General features: G+C 37.1%; 14 protein-coding genes. 1 reads left to right on the top strand and 13 read right to left on the bottom strand.

Going from position 1 to position 14,685, the window contains the following annotated elements:
• Positions 1 to 15 precede the first annotated feature (15 nt).
• From ftsX to FS935_RS08830, 4 genes are all read right to left on the bottom strand, one after another.
• Positions 16 to 906 (bottom strand): permease-like cell division protein FtsX, encoded by an 891-nt coding sequence (gene ftsX, locus FS935_RS08845; protein WP_146948419.1) that lies wholly within the window; start codon positions 904 to 906, stop codon positions 16 to 18.
• Complete coding sequence (gene ftsE / locus FS935_RS08840) at positions 899 to 1,585, bottom strand: cell division ATP-binding protein FtsE (protein ID WP_146947663.1); 687 nt, start codon at positions 1,583 to 1,585, stop codon at positions 899 to 901. Before ftsE ends, ftsX begins: the two co-directional genes overlap by 8 nt.
• Positions 1,586 to 1,948: 363 nt before the next feature.
• Positions 1,949 to 2,284, bottom strand: coding sequence for a cytochrome c551 (gene cccB, locus FS935_RS08835; RefSeq protein ID WP_146947661.1), 336 nt, complete (start codon positions 2,282 to 2,284; stop codon positions 1,949 to 1,951).
• 78 nt (positions 2,285 to 2,362) lie between these two features.
• On the bottom strand, positions 2,363 to 3,223 hold the full coding sequence (locus FS935_RS08830; protein ID WP_193559361.1) for a YitT family protein: 861 nt from the start codon (positions 3,221 to 3,223) through the stop codon (positions 2,363 to 2,365).
• Between the two features lie 276 nt (positions 3,224 to 3,499).
• On the opposite strand from FS935_RS08830, the gene FS935_RS24180 reads away from it, so the two are divergent.
• Positions 3,500 to 3,625, top strand: coding sequence for a hypothetical protein (locus FS935_RS24180; RefSeq protein ID WP_275669588.1), 126 nt, complete (start codon positions 3,500 to 3,502; stop codon positions 3,623 to 3,625).
• A gap of 140 nt (positions 3,626 to 3,765) precedes the next feature.
• Here the strand turns inward: FS935_RS24180 and prfB are convergent.
• From prfB to hpf, 9 genes are all read right to left on the bottom strand, one after another.
• Positions 3,766 to 4,870, bottom strand: a protein-coding gene (gene prfB, locus FS935_RS08825) for a peptide chain release factor 2 (protein ID WP_146947657.1) whose coding sequence is annotated in 2 segments (ribosomal slippage) — positions 3,766 to 4,797 and positions 4,799 to 4,870 — 1,104 coding nt in all. Because the reading frame shifts where the segments join, the coding sequence is not laid out codon by codon here.
• Between the two features lie 329 nt (positions 4,871 to 5,199).
• Positions 5,200 to 7,710 (bottom strand): preprotein translocase subunit SecA, encoded by a 2,511-nt coding sequence (gene secA / locus FS935_RS08820; protein WP_146947654.1) that lies wholly within the window; start codon positions 7,708 to 7,710, stop codon positions 5,200 to 5,202.
• A gap of 316 nt (positions 7,711 to 8,026) precedes the next feature.
• On the bottom strand, positions 8,027 to 8,965 hold the full coding sequence (gene rbsB, locus FS935_RS08815) for a ribose ABC transporter substrate-binding protein RbsB (protein ID WP_146947652.1): 939 nt from the start codon (positions 8,963 to 8,965) through the stop codon (positions 8,027 to 8,029).
• Positions 8,966 to 8,993: 28 nt separating this feature from the next.
• Complete coding sequence (locus FS935_RS08810; protein ID WP_146947650.1) at positions 8,994 to 9,938, bottom strand: ABC transporter permease subunit; 945 nt, start codon at positions 9,936 to 9,938, stop codon at positions 8,994 to 8,996.
• A gap of 1 nt (position 9,939) precedes the next feature.
• Positions 9,940 to 11,430, bottom strand: a complete 1,491-nt coding sequence (locus tag FS935_RS08805) for a sugar ABC transporter ATP-binding protein (protein ID WP_146947648.1) — start codon at positions 11,428 to 11,430, stop codon at positions 9,940 to 9,942.
• Positions 11,427 to 11,825: a D-ribose pyranase gene (rbsD, locus tag FS935_RS08800; RefSeq protein ID WP_146947646.1), complete on the bottom strand. Its 399-nt coding sequence runs from the start codon at positions 11,823 to 11,825 to the stop codon at positions 11,427 to 11,429. Before rbsD ends, FS935_RS08805 begins: the two co-directional genes overlap by 4 nt.
• Positions 11,826 to 12,728, bottom strand: coding sequence for a ribokinase (gene rbsK, locus FS935_RS08795; protein WP_146947644.1), 903 nt, complete (start codon positions 12,726 to 12,728; stop codon positions 11,826 to 11,828). It abuts the gene before it with no gap.
• Positions 12,729 to 12,739: 11 nt separating this feature from the next.
• Positions 12,740 to 13,720 carry a LacI family DNA-binding transcriptional regulator gene (locus tag FS935_RS08790; RefSeq protein ID WP_146947642.1) on the bottom strand — a complete coding sequence of 327 codons (981 nt, stop codon included), beginning with the start codon at positions 13,718 to 13,720 and terminating at the stop codon, positions 12,740 to 12,742.
• A gap of 198 nt (positions 13,721 to 13,918) precedes the next feature.
• Positions 13,919 to 14,473: a ribosome hibernation-promoting factor, HPF/YfiA family gene (hpf, locus tag FS935_RS08785; RefSeq protein ID WP_146947640.1), complete on the bottom strand. Its 555-nt coding sequence runs from the start codon at positions 14,471 to 14,473 to the stop codon at positions 13,919 to 13,921.
• Between the last annotated feature and the right edge of the window lie 212 nt (positions 14,474 to 14,685).

Raw genomic sequence — 14,685 nt, 5'->3', positions numbered from 1 at the left:
AAGGTGATTGCTAGTTTATGCTTTTAAAAACTTACGAACAGACATTAAGCTTCCCCAAATACCGATAAGCGCACCGATACAGATAAGGATGGCTGAAACCTGGAATACAAAAGGATTGAATGGTAAAAATTCGATAAATGAGCCTTGAAGCTTTGGTAAAGCCCATGTGTATAGAGATTTATAACCAATCACAATTAGCACAATTGGAATAATTGCACCAAAGATTCCTAAAAATAATCCTTCCAAGAAAAACGGCCAACGAATAAATCCGTTCGTTGCTCCTACTAGTCTCATGATCTCAATTTCACGTTGACGTGCCATAATTGTTATTTTGATTGTGTTAGAGATTAGGAACATGGCTGTAAAAACAAGTCCAATAATTAACCCTAAACCTATATTTCTTGCAACAGAAATGGCTTTAAACAGCTTTTCAACCTGATCTTGTCCATATCTTACTTTAGAAGCATTCTCTAGATTCGTCAGCTTTTCAGCTACAGCACTTGTGTCCTGCGGATTCTTTGCTTTAACAATAAACACGTCATTTAACGGATTATTTTGTTCAAACAATTCAAACGATCTACCTTCTTCTCCCATGCTTTCAACTAGGTTATCAAGTTCTTTTTCTTTCGGAGAGAAAACAACTGATTCTACCTGACTGATCTTTTCTATTTCACTTTTAAGCTTTGCTTGTGCTTCTTCATTTGCTGTTACATCAACTAGTACTCGAATCTCAACATCATTCTCAAGGTTAGATGCAACATGATTAAGGTTCATCATGATAACTAGGAATGTTCCTACTAAAATCAACGTCACAGTCACTGCACTTACTGACGCAAAGGTCATCCATGCATTTCTTGCTAAGCTTTTTATACTTTCTCTGAAGTGACGACCAAGAGCATTAATCATATAAACCATACTCCCCTCTTGCTTCATCACGGACTATTTTTCCATCCTCAACTGCGATGACACGTTTTTTTAATGTATTTACAATTTCTTTGTTGTGAGTTGCCATTACAATTGTTGTACCACGATTATTAATTTCCTCGAACAAATGCATGATTTCCCATGATGTATCAGGATCAAGGTTTCCTGTAGGCTCATCGGCAATCATCACTGATGGGTTATTGACAATGGAACGTGCAATTGACACACGCTGCTGCTCTCCCCCTGAAAGTTCATTAGGGAAAAATCTAGCTTTATGCTTTAACTGAACTAAATCTAGTACATCTAGTACTCTCTTTTTTATTGTTTTTGGTGTTTCACCAATAACTTCTAATGCGAATGCAACATTTTCAAATACAGTTAATTTCGGTAATAGTTTAAAGTCTTGGAAAACAACACCAATATTACGTCTTAACATCGGCACTTTTGCTTCCTTTAGCTTTGATAGATCAACACCATTTATGACAATTTTACCGCTAGAAGGTTTTTCTTCACGATACATCATTTTAATAAACGTTGATTTTCCTGCTCCACTAGGTCCAACGACATAAACGAACTCACCTTGGTTGATCATTATATCTATACCATTTATGGCCAAAACACCATTTGGATATGTTTTATATACTTCTGACATTTCTATCATATAGAACCACCTAAAGTTGTTTTTTTGGATAACAGTCGATTGTTGTCGATAATTGTCGACCGAATAGACATAGTAATTCCTTGTCTACTAAACTACAAAATTTATTATAACATCAAAATGCAACAAATATAGACTAAATAATGTTACATTTTCATTTCAACGCTTGTAATTTGTGTCGAACACTTGCTGTAGAGGGCATTTTAGGGAGAATGATGGGAGAATGTTATATTTTGGGTACTAGTATGTAAGCGCTATTATTTATGTTTTATTTTAGAACTTTCTGACTATTTTTGCAAGAAAAAATAATATAATGCTGGTTTATGCAAATAAAAAAGATGACCATTTAAGCCATCTTCTTCAACACTATTTCTTTTCAGCTAACCATGATGCAACAACCTCAGCATCCGCTTCATTCAGCAACCCTTTAGGCATGTTACCTTGTCCATTGATGATAATACTCTCAATCGCAGCTTGATCATACTTGCCACCAACCTCAGTTAAGTTTGGCCCAGAAGCTCCTTCAAGATTACGGCCGTGACACCCAATACAGTTTTGTTGATAAATTTCCTCTCCATCTCCGCTGGCTGTTGTTGTTCCTTCAGTAGAATCTGCCGCTTCATCAGCTGGTTCTTCTGCACCACCACAAGCTCCTAAAATCACAGAAGTACCAAGTAACAACGCTAGTAACTTATGTTTCATTTTGCATACCTCCTAACAAACCTCATTATGTAGAACATTCATCAATTACTATACAATACCATTGATATTATAACCATTCTAAACCCTTTTGAAACCTTCCCCTAACACCTCAGAAGCATCTGTAACTGTAACAAAAGCATTTGGATCAATACTTCTTACGAGCTGCTTCAGCTTAGTGAATTCTGTCTGATCCACAACACACATTAACACAGGTCTTTCATTATTCGTAAAGCCACCATGTGCAGAAAGCCTTGTCACACCACGATCAATTTCATTTAAAATGGCATGCTGAACTTCTTCTTGCTTTGTTGTAATAATCATCGTCATCTTCGAACGTCCCCAGCCAATTTGAACAATATCAATTGTTTTACTTGTTACATATAGTCCAACTAATGCATAAAGTCCACGTTCAATATCGAAAACAAATGCTGCACTTAAGACGATTAACCCATCAATCAACGCAACACAAGTACCTAATGACAAGCCAGTATATTTATGAATAATTTGTGCCGCTAAATCTGTTCCACCAGTCGACGCCTTTCCTCTAAAAACAACCCCAAGACCAAGCCCAATACAAATTCCACCAAAAAGTGAACCTAACAACGGATCCATTGTAGCCGGCTCCCAATCTCTAGTTAAAAAAACAACAAACGGTAAAAATATGGTCCCAATTAATGTTTTAAACCCAAATTGTTTTCCTAACAAGATCACACCTGCAATAAATAAAGGAATATTAAACGCCCATTGTACATAAGCCGGCTCTAATCCTAAAGTAGCATCCAATATCGTACTAATTCCACTTACTCCACCAGATGCAATCCGATTAGGCAGTAAAAACAAATTAAACCCAATCGCAACAGTAGCTGATCCTAACAAAATGTATATGTATTCAAGTAGCAAGTTGAATTTAGGATGATAAGTATAATTTCGTTTCTTCATATTCATATCGTAAGTTCGCCCTCCTCTTTCAAAAATCTAAAACCCTAGATGAGTATAGCACTCGCCATTTTGTCTGTGAATAACAGTTAAATAACGTGTTAACGGAGTAAAGAGTTGCGGTGTAGGTGGAAATATTGGAAGACTATTCTTCTTTTTGTGTAGTATTTGCTATTTAAGAGGAAAAATTCTGTGGGTGGAGGGAGAAACTTGTGATTTCCTGGTATTTTGGAGGCTGACTTGCCTCTATTTTGGACTATAATAGGGGGGGTTCGTACTTTGGTGCTCGATTTGGTCCCAGGTGATCGAGATTATCGTCGATTTTTTGAATTTATCGGCGATTTTTCTGATTTATCATCGATTCTGGGAATTTATCTTCGATTTTCCGGATTTATCTTCGATTAGACTATTTCCGACAAAATCCGCACCACCACACCTAGTTTGATAGCCCAAAATTAAGTAGCTTTCACTAGCCCAAGTTTCCCTTACTAAAAACGACTAATTAAAAAAGCAACTCAACCATAAAGTCGAGTTGCTCCCATCTATTATTGAGATAACTTAGAACGAAGAAACGCGTCAATAAACGGATCTAATTCTCCATCCATCACAGCGTGCACATTCCCAATTTCCGTATTCGTACGGTGATCCTTCACCATTGAATATGGGTGGAACACGTATGAACGAATTTGGCTTCCCCAGCCGATGTCTTTTTGCTCGCCACGAATTTCAGCAAGCTCTGCTTCTTGTTCTTCGATTCGTTTTTGATAAAGCTTTGCTTGAAGCATTTTCATCGCACGCTCACGGTTTTTGATCTGTGAACGCTCTGTTTGACATGTTACAACAATGTTTGTTGGTACGTGCGTGATACGTACTGCAGAGTCAGTTGTATTGATATGCTGCCCACCAGCTCCACTTGCACGGTAGGTATCAACTTTTAAATCTTCAGTACGTATTTCAATGTCGATTTCTTCATTGAATTCTGGCATGATTTCACATGATACGAATGATGTATGACGACGACCTGATGAGTCAAACGGTGAAATACGAACTAAACGATGTACACCTTTTTCTGCTTTTAAATAGCCATAAGCATTATGACCTTTAATGAGAAGAGTGACACTTTTAATTCCCGCTTCATCTCCTGGTAGGTAATCAAGAGTCTCCACTTTAAAGCCTTTTTTCTCAGCCCAACGTGTGTACATACGAAGAAGCATGGAGCCCCAGTCTTGTGATTCTGTTCCACCAGCACCTGGGTGAAGCTCTAAAATTGCATTGTTTTTATCATGTTGCTCGCTTAATAAAAGCTGAAGCTCGAAGTCATTTAGCTGAGAAACTAAGTCTTTAAGCTCTGACTCAAGCTCTGACTGTAAATCCTCATCTGCTTCTTCTTTGACAAGATCATGTGTTAATTGAAGATTTTCATATGATTCGAATAAATTATGAAATTGATCGACCATTTCTTTTAGTGCATTTGTTTCATTAATCACAACTTGTGCAGCGTTTTGATTATCCCAGAAATCAGGTGCAGTCATTTGCCCTTCAAGTTGAGAGATACGTGCTTCTTTAATATCGAGGTCAAAGAGACCCCCTAAAGTCCGCTAAACGTTTAGCTGTTTTTTCAAGCTCTTGACGAATTTCTACTAATTCCATTCCAGTCACCTCATGATTATTTTAGGCTGTTCATATACATTATTGCTTTTAAAACGAGTTCGTTTCATTTCGCTGCAGACACTGCTTTCCGCGGGGAGGAAGCTGAGCCTCCTCGGCTACGCCTGTGGGGTCTCAGCCTTTCCTCTACACCCGCAGGAGTCAGTGTCTTCCGCTCCATTACACTATAGTGTTCAAAACATAATATTTTGAGAAAACAGCCTTATTGATTAACCTATTATATGATATTTTCGCAACAAGAGAGAGGTGATTAACACCTCTCTCAGTTTAAACATTAGTCTATTATATCTCTCTATGGATCGTAATGCTAATTATTGTCCACAGCAGTTTTTATATTTTTTGCCGCTGCCGCAAATACATGCTTCGTTACGGCCTACTTCAACGGCGTTTCGTTTTGGCTTTTTCTTAACCTTTTCATCGCCTTCTTTTGGATGAACAGCTGTTTGACCTTGGGCTACTTCTTGACGTTCAAGGTTGTTGCGGATTTGAGCTTTCATGATGTATTTTGCTACATCTTCCTCAATTGAGGCAATCATAGTCTCAAACATTGCAAAGCCTTCCATTTGGTATTCACGTAACGGATCGTTTTGTCCGTAAGCACGTAAATGAATTCCTTGACGAAGCTGATCCATTGCATCAATATGATCCATCCATTTCGAATCAACTGCGCGAAGTAGGATAACTTTTTCAAATTCACGCATTTGTTCTTCACCGAAATCAGCTTCTTTTTCATCATAATGAGCAAGTGCTTGCTTCGAAATAAGCTCAATCATTTCTTCTGGCTCTTTACGACGAAGATCACCAATTGAAAGCTGACCATCTTGAAGAATGTTTGCATTCATATAATCAATAATGCCTTCTAAGTTCCAATCTTCTTCAACCTCTGATTGTGGAGTATAAGTAGCCACAACACGTTGAATTGTTGATGTAAGCATTTTCTCAACAATGTTACGAAGGTTATCGGAATCAAGAACTTCAAAGCGTTGTTTATAAATAACTTCACGCTGCTGACGTAATACATCATCATATTGTAGAAGCTGCTTACGTGCATCAAAGTTATTACCTTCAACACGTTTTTGCGCAGATTCAACCGCACGTGAAACGATTTTACTTTGAATTGGCTGTGTATCATCCATTCCAAGACGATCCATCATATTCATCATGTTTTCTGAACCAAAACGACGCATTAATTCATCTTCCATTGAAAGATAGAATTGAGTTGCACCAGGATCACCTTGACGACCAGAACGTCCACGAAGCTGATTATCAATACGACGAGATTCATGACGCTCAGTACCGATAACAGCTAAGCCACCAACCTCCCGAACACCTTCGCCAAGCTTGATATCTGTACCACGACCTGCCATATTTGTTGCGATTGTAACAGAACCACGATGTCCTGCTGTTTCAATAATTTCTGCTTCTTTTTCATGCTGCTTCGCATTTAACACATGATGTGGAACGCCTTTTTTCTTTAAAAGCTGAGAAATTAATTCAGATGTTTCAACAGCAACTGTTCCAACTAAAACCGGCTGACCAAGATCATAACGTTGTTTTACATCCTCAACAACAGCACGGAACTTGCCTTCCATTGAACGATAAACAAGATCCGGTTTATCATCACGAGCAATTGGCTTGTTCGTTGGAATCGCAACAACCTGCATATTATAAATATTACGGAACTCTTCTTCCTCAGTTTTTGCTGTACCAGTCATACCAGACAGCTTTTTATACATACGGAAGTAGTTCTGGAACGTAATTGTCGCAAGAGTCATGCTTTCGTTTTGAATTTCTAAGCCTTCTTTTGCTTCAATCGCTTGGTGAAGACCTTCACTATAGCGACGACCCTTCATTAAACGACCTGTGAATGAATCAACAATCACAACTTGTCCTTCATCAACAACATAATCAACATCATTTTGCATCACAAACTGTGCTTTTAATGCTTGGTTAATATGGTGAAGTAAAGCGACATGTGTGATGTCATAAAGATTTTCAATTCCAAAAGCCTTCTCAGCCCTTGTCATCCCATCTTCAGTTAACTGAACAGCCTTTGTTTTTACATCAAACGTAAAATCTTCATCTTTTTTCAGCTGACGAACAAAGCCATTTGCTTGAATATAAAGCTTTGTTGATTTCGCAGCTTGTCCTGAAATAATTAATGGTGTTCTTGCTTCATCAACTAAAATCGAGTCAACCTCATCAATTACGGCAAAATTAAGTGGACGCTGAACCATTTGTTCACGATATAACACCATATTGTCACGTAAGTAATCAAAGCCTAGTTCGTTATTTGTTGAATATGTAACATCTGCAGCATATGCTTCACGTTTTTCATCTTTGTCCATTGAATTCAAGTTAAGACCAACTGTTAAGCCAAGAAATTCGTACAATTGACCCATTTCATGTGCATCACGACTAGCCAAGTATTCATTAACCGTCACAACATGCACACCTTCACCTGAAAGTGCATTCAAATAAACAGGCATTGTAGACGTTAATGTTTTACCTTCACCTGTTTTCATTTCTGAAATATTACCTTCGTGTAGAGAAATACCACCCATTAACTGAACCTTATATGGATGTAATCCTAATACACGCTTTGCTGATTCACGAACAACAGCAAATGCTTCTATTAAAAGATCATCAAGTGATTCACCCTTCGCCACACGACCCTTAAATTCCTCTGTTTTAGCTTTTAGTGCTTCATCAGATAAGCCATTCATTTGACTATCTAACGCTAACACCTGATCAGCCATCTTTTCATAACGATTTAACGCACGTTTGTTAAAATCAAACACCTTATTTAAAATTCCAAGCATTCAAAACGCTCCTCTGTTTTAGAGTGGAAATACAAACTAATGAAAATAATTCAAACTATCCTTTATTTTAGCACTATTTGGGATGTGGTACAACAGGGAAGGGTGATGGAGTGGAAGAGGGTTGATTAAGGTTATTATTCCACTGAGTTTCGAAACAAAACAGTTCTACGTAAACTAATTAAAAACCTACTTTTTTAGTAAACAAGTTTCAAAAGCATTCATTTCAAAACACATATTAGTTTCAGAAAACAAAGTGAGCTCGTGAAAAATACTCCAAGACAAAAAAGAGCCAAATCGGCTCTTTTTTCTTATTCTACTATTTTACTAATTCAAGCTCTACTGGAATAAACTCTTCAACTTCTTCTCCATTAGCCACTAAAATAGCTGTATCAATTCCCTGCTGTCCAATAACAGCTGGTTTTTGTGCAACTGTTGCTGCTAATCTTCCGTCTTCTACAGCTTTTACTGCATCTTCAGTTGCGTCAAAGCCTACAACGAAAACATTAGATAAACCAGCAGCTTCAATGGCTTGTAAAGCTCCTAATGCCATTTCATCATTATGAGCAAAAACAGCTTGGATGTCTTTATTACCTTGCAAGATATTTTCCATAACTGTTAAACCTTTCGCACGGTCAAAATCAGCTGTTTGTTTTGCAGCTACTTCGATTTCAGCAACAGCATCTACCGCTTGGTGAAAACCTTCTCCACGCTCACGTGCTGCTGATGACCCTGGAATTCCTTCGATTTCCGCTACTTTCCCCTTATCGCCAAGTTGTTCTAAAATAAAGTCACCTGCCATCTTACCACCTGCTACATTATCTGAAGCAATATGAGCAACAACTTCTCCACCTTCAGCACTACGATCTAATGTTATAACCGGAACATTAGCATTATTCGCAGATTCAATCGCAGCTGAAACGGCTGCAGAGTCAGTTGGATTAACAAGTAAAACATCAACATTTTGTTGAATTAAATCTTCAATATCACTTACCTGTTTTGCAGAATCATTTTGTGCGTCAACAACGACAATTTCAATCCCCTTAGCTTTTGCTTCTTCTTCTGCACCTTCTTTTAGCGTAACAAAGAATGGATTATTTAACGTCGAGATCGAAAGACCTACTTTAACTTTATCATCATTTCCTTCAGCTGCAGCAGGCTCTTTCTCAGAAGATGCTCCTGGTGGCTCTGTTGAACATCCTACTAATAATGCAAAACTTAAGACAAAGAACATAACCATTTTCAACATGTTTTTCATACTAAATTCCCCCTATGTTTGTCATTTATTAAGCTGATTTTTTTCGGTCAAGCAACACGGCTAGTAAAATAACACCTCCTTTAACGACTTGTTGATAAAAGGAGCTCACATTCATAATATTTAACCCATTGTTTAACACACCGATAATCAAAGCACCAACCAAAGTTCCAAAAATCCAACCACGTCCACCTGAAAGACTTGTTCCCCCAAGAACAACTGCTGCAATGGCATCAAGCTCATAAGAAGCACCTGCAGTTGGTTGTGCTGAGTTAAGACGTGATGAAAGAATAATTCCAGCTAAAGCTGATAACAAACCAGTTAAAGAATAAATCCAAATTTTCACTCGATCAGCACGAATTCCTGATAAAATGGCTGCTCCTTCATTTCCACCAATCGCATAAACGCGTCTACCAAATGTTGTTTTCTTTAAGATAAAATAGAGAACGGCATACGTGATCAGCATCCAAATAACAGGTACCGGAATCCAACCAACATACCCTTTACCCATTAACACAAATAACTCACTTTCAGAAAGACCTGTAATTGGTCGACCATCTGTATACACAAGTGTCAGACCTCTAAATACAGTCATTGTAGCTAGAGTTGCAATAAAAGGAGCTACCTTTCCTTTTGTAATAATCAAGCCATTTATTGCCCCCATAATGGCACCAGCCAATAAACCAATCAAAATTGCTAAAATAGGATCCATGCCACTAGCTAACATACTTGCTGTAACAGCTGAAGCTAAAGCCAAGATCGATCCAACAGACAAATCAATACCACCTGTTAAAATAATAAATGTCATTCCAAAAGCAATAAGGGCATTTATTGATACTTGACGTAATACGTTTAAAATATTGTCTACCGTCATAAAATTTGGACTAACAATCGATAAAATCACAATAATCAATAGCAATCCCACTAACGGGCCTAATTTTTGTAGATTCGTCGTAACTAATTTTGAGGATTTCATTTTATATCCCTCCTGTTGCTGCTTGCATAATTTTTTCTTGAGTTGCTTCTGCAATTGGAATTGTCGCAGAAACCTTTCCTTCATGAATAACTAGAACACGATCACTCATTCCGAGTATTTCTGGAAGCTCAGAGGATACCATAATAATCGATACACCCTCTTCTGTTAGTTGATTAATAAGCTGATAGATTTCCTTTTTCGCTCCAACATCCACACCACGAGTCGGTTCATCTAGTATTAATATTTTTGGCTTAATTCCAAGCCACTTACCTATCACAATTTTTTGTTGATTTCCACCACTTAATGAACTCACCTGTAATTCTCTACTAGCTGTTTTCACATGTAGCTTTTTTATTAAATCATCTACAAAATCTTCTTCTTGCTTTGTGGAAATGATTTGATTCTTTGAGATTCGCCCTAGATTTGTGAGTGAAAAGTTTTCTCTAACTGAAAGATCAAGAACAAGTCCTTCACTTTTACGATCTTCTGTGATAAATCCTAGTCCATTTTTAATCGCATCATATGGATTTTTGATTTTCACTTCTTGACCGTCAATGATAATTTTTCCTCCGTGTAATGAACGATGTCCGAATATCGCTTCCATGATCTCTGTCCTGCCAGCTCCCATAAGACCTGCTACACCGAGAACTTCACCTTCTTTAACGGAAAAACTAATATTCTCAAAAAGTCCCTTACAAAAAAGGTTTTTCACCTTTATACGCTCAGCACCTAGTACGGTGTTTCTAGCTGGAAAGCGCTCGCCTAATTGACGTCCCACCATCATCTTTACAATTTCATCAAAATTTGTTTTCGGAATTTTCTTAACTCCAATAAACGAACCATCTCGTAACACTGAAATACGATCACATATTTGAAAAATCTCTTCCATCCGATGAGAAATATAGACAATTCCTACACCTTGCTCTCTTAACCTTGAAATCACTTTAAAAAGAGAGTCAATTTCACGATCGGTTAAAGCTGCAGTTGGTTCATCCATAATCAGCACTTCCATGTTTGCAGCAACAGCTCTTGCAATTTCAATCATCTGTTGCTGTCCTACAGAAAGTTCACCAGCTTCGATATCAGGATCAATATCTATACCTAACGCATTTAAGTATTCTTTTGTTTTTTTCTTCATTTCTTTATGTCTGACAATACCTGTTTTTCCTACTGTTAGCTCTTTGCCAAGAAACATATTATCGATTACAGACAAATAAGGAATAATGTTCAATTCTTGATGTATGACCGCAATTCCAATATCTTCTGCTTCTTTTGGGTTTTTAAAATGTACTTCATTCCCCTTAAAGGAAACGCTTCCAGAATCTCTTTCATAAATACCTGTTAAGATTTTCATCAGCGTAGATTTGCCAGCACCATTTTCCCCCATTAACGCATGAACCTCACCAGGCATAATCTCAAAATCAACATTCTCTAGTACTCTATTACCTGAAAATGCCTTAGAAATAGATTTCATTTGTACGATCGGTTTCATGAAAAAGTCACTCCCGCATGAAAAATGATGTTGGCATAAGGAGTCACTTCACCAGTTCGAATAACTGCCTTTGCATTTTTCGTAAGCTCCTTAAATTTCTCATGACTTACATAGTTAATCTCTGCATCACCTAATTGTTGAAGAGTTAATGAATGAACAGCGCTATTTTCTTCCACTATTTCACTAGCAAGTGTTGCTTTTTCCACAACCATATCCTCCAAAATAGCTTCAATGGTTTCAATAAAACTCGGATCACCTTGCTTTAACGAAATATCTATTCTTTTCACTTTATCAGGAATAGGTAACCCACAATCAGCAATCACAATCGTATCTGTATGACCAAGACGCGATAACACTTCCGCAATATGACTGTTTAGCATTCCTTGCTTTTTCATTTAAACCTCACCTCTTTCCGATAAGAAACTGTCAACTTCACTCTTTGTGGGCATGCCCCCCTGTGCTCCTAGCTTTGTCACAGTTAACGCACCAACAGCATTAGCAAATCTACATGCTTCTTTAAGAGATAATCCATTACCTAGTGCAACAGCTAATGCCCCATTCACAGAATCACCAGCACCTGTTGTATCAACTACATCTACTTTATAACTAGGTATCAGCTGGTCTTTTCCTTCAAAAAACGAGATGCCACTTTCTCCCTTAGTCACAATACATTTTGCTCTTAATTGTTCAAGCTCATCATCTGACCATTCGTAAGAAGATATCAAAAGATTTAACTCATGCTCATTAGGTGTTAGGTAATCAACATTCTGTAAAACCTCTTTTGGTAATACTAAAAATGGAGCAGGATTTAAGATCACAGGAACACGATGTTTTTTTGCTACTCTTACCGCTTCTACTACACTATCTAGTGGAATTTCCAATTGTAAAAGCAACATATCACTTGTAGCAATGTCATCTTCAACACCTAACACAACCTCAGGTGTTACCTCATAATTAGCACCAGGAACAACGATTATGCTATTATCTCCGTTCGATAAAGTAATCGCCGCAACTCCTGTCGAAGAATGTGTAACCGGTTTCACATTATCCAAATTAATACCCTGTTTATGTAATTCATCTTTAAGCTGAGAACCAAATGCATCACTTCCAACTCTACCTACCATTTTCACATTGGCACCAAGTCTTGCCGCTGCAACAGCTTGGTTTGCTCCTTTTCCACCAGGTATGGTAAAAAAGGATTCACCCAATACTGTTTCACCAACCTTAGGTATTGTCGAGGTTTTTGTCACAATATCCATATTCAAGCTTCCGATGACTGTAATATTCGCTTTTTTCATTATCCTCACCTCTATCGTTTTGTTGTCTGCCCCTCATATAAAGAAACATCTAATTCATGCTGTATTTTCGTCAATGGTCTACCTTCAATTACATCTAGTAATAGCTCTGCTGCTTTATAGCCAATATCATAGATTGGTTGTTCAATCGTCGTTAACTCTGGATTTGTTAGCTTAGATAAATTAATTCCATCAAAACCAATAACCGACAAGTCTTCAGGTATTCTTTTTCCCATTCTCAGTGCTGCTTTTATCACACTTAATGCCATATAATCATTTCCTGCAAAAATACTATCAATATCAGGATATTTTGTTAGTAACTTTTCAGTAGCTTTTATCGTTGTTTCACTTTCGAAATTTCCATTTACAATTAATTCTGGATGAAACCAACCTTCACCTTGAACTTCTTTTAAATAACCTTGATAACGTTCTTCAGAGTTATGAATATATTCAGGACCACGAATATGCGCAATCTTTTTACAACCTGTGCTTTTTAAATATCGTACTGCTTGTATAGCGCCTGCAGTATTGTTAACAGAAACATATGGAATGTCTTCATTAATAAATCTATCAACAGCTACAATTGGGATCCCGCTTTTTTCAATATATTTAGGTCTCACTGTGCTAGTTGCAATAATGACACCATCAACATATTTCTGCTTCATCATTTCAAAATAATGCTGCTCTTTTTCTTCTTTATCATCAGAGTTACACAAAATTAATGTGTATTCCTTACCACTCATGACATCTTCAATGGCACGTGCAACTTCTGGAAAGAATGGATTTGATATATTCGGCACAATTAACGCAATCGTTTTTGACTGTTTTTTAAACAAACTACGCGCAACCGCATTTGGTTTGTAATTTAATTTTTCAATTGTTTGTAAAACCTTTTTACGTGTTTCTTCATTCACATATCCATTACTATTTAGCACTCTCGAAACGGTTGCAACAGATACCCCTGCCTCTTGAGCGACTTGTTTTATTGTACTCATAACTTACACCTCAATGAACTTGCACTCGATTGTAGATCGTATATGTAACCGGTTACGGAATATCTCAAAAAAATTTGAATTAATACGTTTGTATCATTTGTGTAACCCGTTACATGTATTGTAATCGCTTTCTTTGGTTGTTGTCAATAATTTTTTATAAAAAAAAATAAAGCGCCCTATAAATAGGACGCCATGATATTATACTTGAGGCTCAATCAAGCCATATTTTCCATCTTTCCGCTTGTACACTACATTTGTTTTGTTAGATTTAGCATCTGTATAAACAAAGAAGTTGTGACCTAACATGTCCATTTGAAGAATAGCTTCTTCACTATCCATCGGCTTTAGGTTAAAGCGCTTTGTACGAACAACTTCATCCTCATCATCAATTGCATCTGGTACAGCATCCTCTGATTGAAAATTACTAAACACAAACTTTGGTGTACCTTGCTCACGAAGTTTGCGGTTAACCTTTGTTTTATGCTTACGAATTTGACGTTCTAATTTATTCACCACAAGATCAATCGCTGCGTACATATCTTGGTTATATTCCTCAGCACGTAGGACAAGATCTGTCATTGGAATGGTTACTTCAATTTTAGATTCTTGATCATTATAATATTTCAGATTGACATTCACATTCGCGTCAACTGACTCTTCAAAATATCTTTCAAGCTTACCAATCTTCTTTTCTGCATACTCTCTTAATGCTGGAGTTATTTCAATGTTTTCCCCTCTGACGTTATATCTCATGATTGAACTCCTCCTTTATGATAAAGCTATGTAGTACTAATTCTATATTTCCCTGCTTGTCTCCTGCTTAAACTAAAAAATAATTTGAAAAATTTTGTGAATTTTGTAGAAGATTGTTTGGTTGGGTTAAGTTTGTGCAGGGAACTTTAAGGGTGTGTTAATAATATATGTTGTATTCATTCATTAAATGAAAAAACTCGCCTTAGTAGACG

The organism is Metabacillus litoralis (assembly GCF_007994985.1).
Lineage (GTDB): Bacteria > Bacillota > Bacilli > Bacillales > Bacillaceae > Metabacillus > Metabacillus litoralis.
This window is presented reverse-complemented; position numbering and strand designations above follow the sequence as displayed.

Coding starts and splice junctions, on each gene's coding strand:
- rbsB (WP_146947652.1), bottom strand. CDS start 8,965: ATGAAAAACATGTTGAAAATGGTTATGTTCTTTGTCTTAAGTTTTGCA.
- rbsD (WP_146947646.1), bottom strand. CDS start 11,825: ATGAAAAAGCAAGGAATGCTAAACAGTCATATTGCGGAAGTGTTATCG.
- FS935_RS08805 (WP_146947648.1), bottom strand. CDS start 11,430: ATGAAACCGATCGTACAAATGAAATCTATTTCTAAGGCATTTTCAGGT.
- rbsK (WP_146947644.1), bottom strand. CDS start 12,728: ATGAAAAAAGCGAATATTACAGTCATCGGAAGCTTGAATATGGATATT.
- secA (WP_146947654.1), bottom strand. CDS start 7,710: ATGCTTGGAATTTTAAATAAGGTGTTTGATTTTAACAAACGTGCGTTA.
- hpf (WP_146947640.1), bottom strand. CDS start 14,473: ATGAGATATAACGTCAGAGGGGAAAACATTGAAATAACTCCAGCATTA.
- FS935_RS08790 (WP_146947642.1), bottom strand. CDS start 13,720: ATGAGTACAATAAAACAAGTCGCTCAAGAGGCAGGGGTATCTGTTGCA.
- FS935_RS08830 (WP_193559361.1), bottom strand. CDS start 3,223: ATGAAGAAACGAAATTATACTTATCATCCTAAATTCAACTTGCTACTT.
- FS935_RS08810 (WP_146947650.1), bottom strand. CDS start 9,938: ATGAAATCCTCAAAATTAGTTACGACGAATCTACAAAAATTAGGCCCG.
- ftsE (WP_146947663.1), bottom strand. CDS start 1,585: ATGATAGAAATGTCAGAAGTATATAAAACATATCCAAATGGTGTTTTG.
- ftsX (WP_146948419.1), bottom strand. CDS start 906: ATGATTAATGCTCTTGGTCGTCACTTCAGAGAAAGTATAAAAAGCTTA.
- cccB (WP_146947661.1), bottom strand. CDS start 2,284: ATGAAACATAAGTTACTAGCGTTGTTACTTGGTACTTCTGTGATTTTA.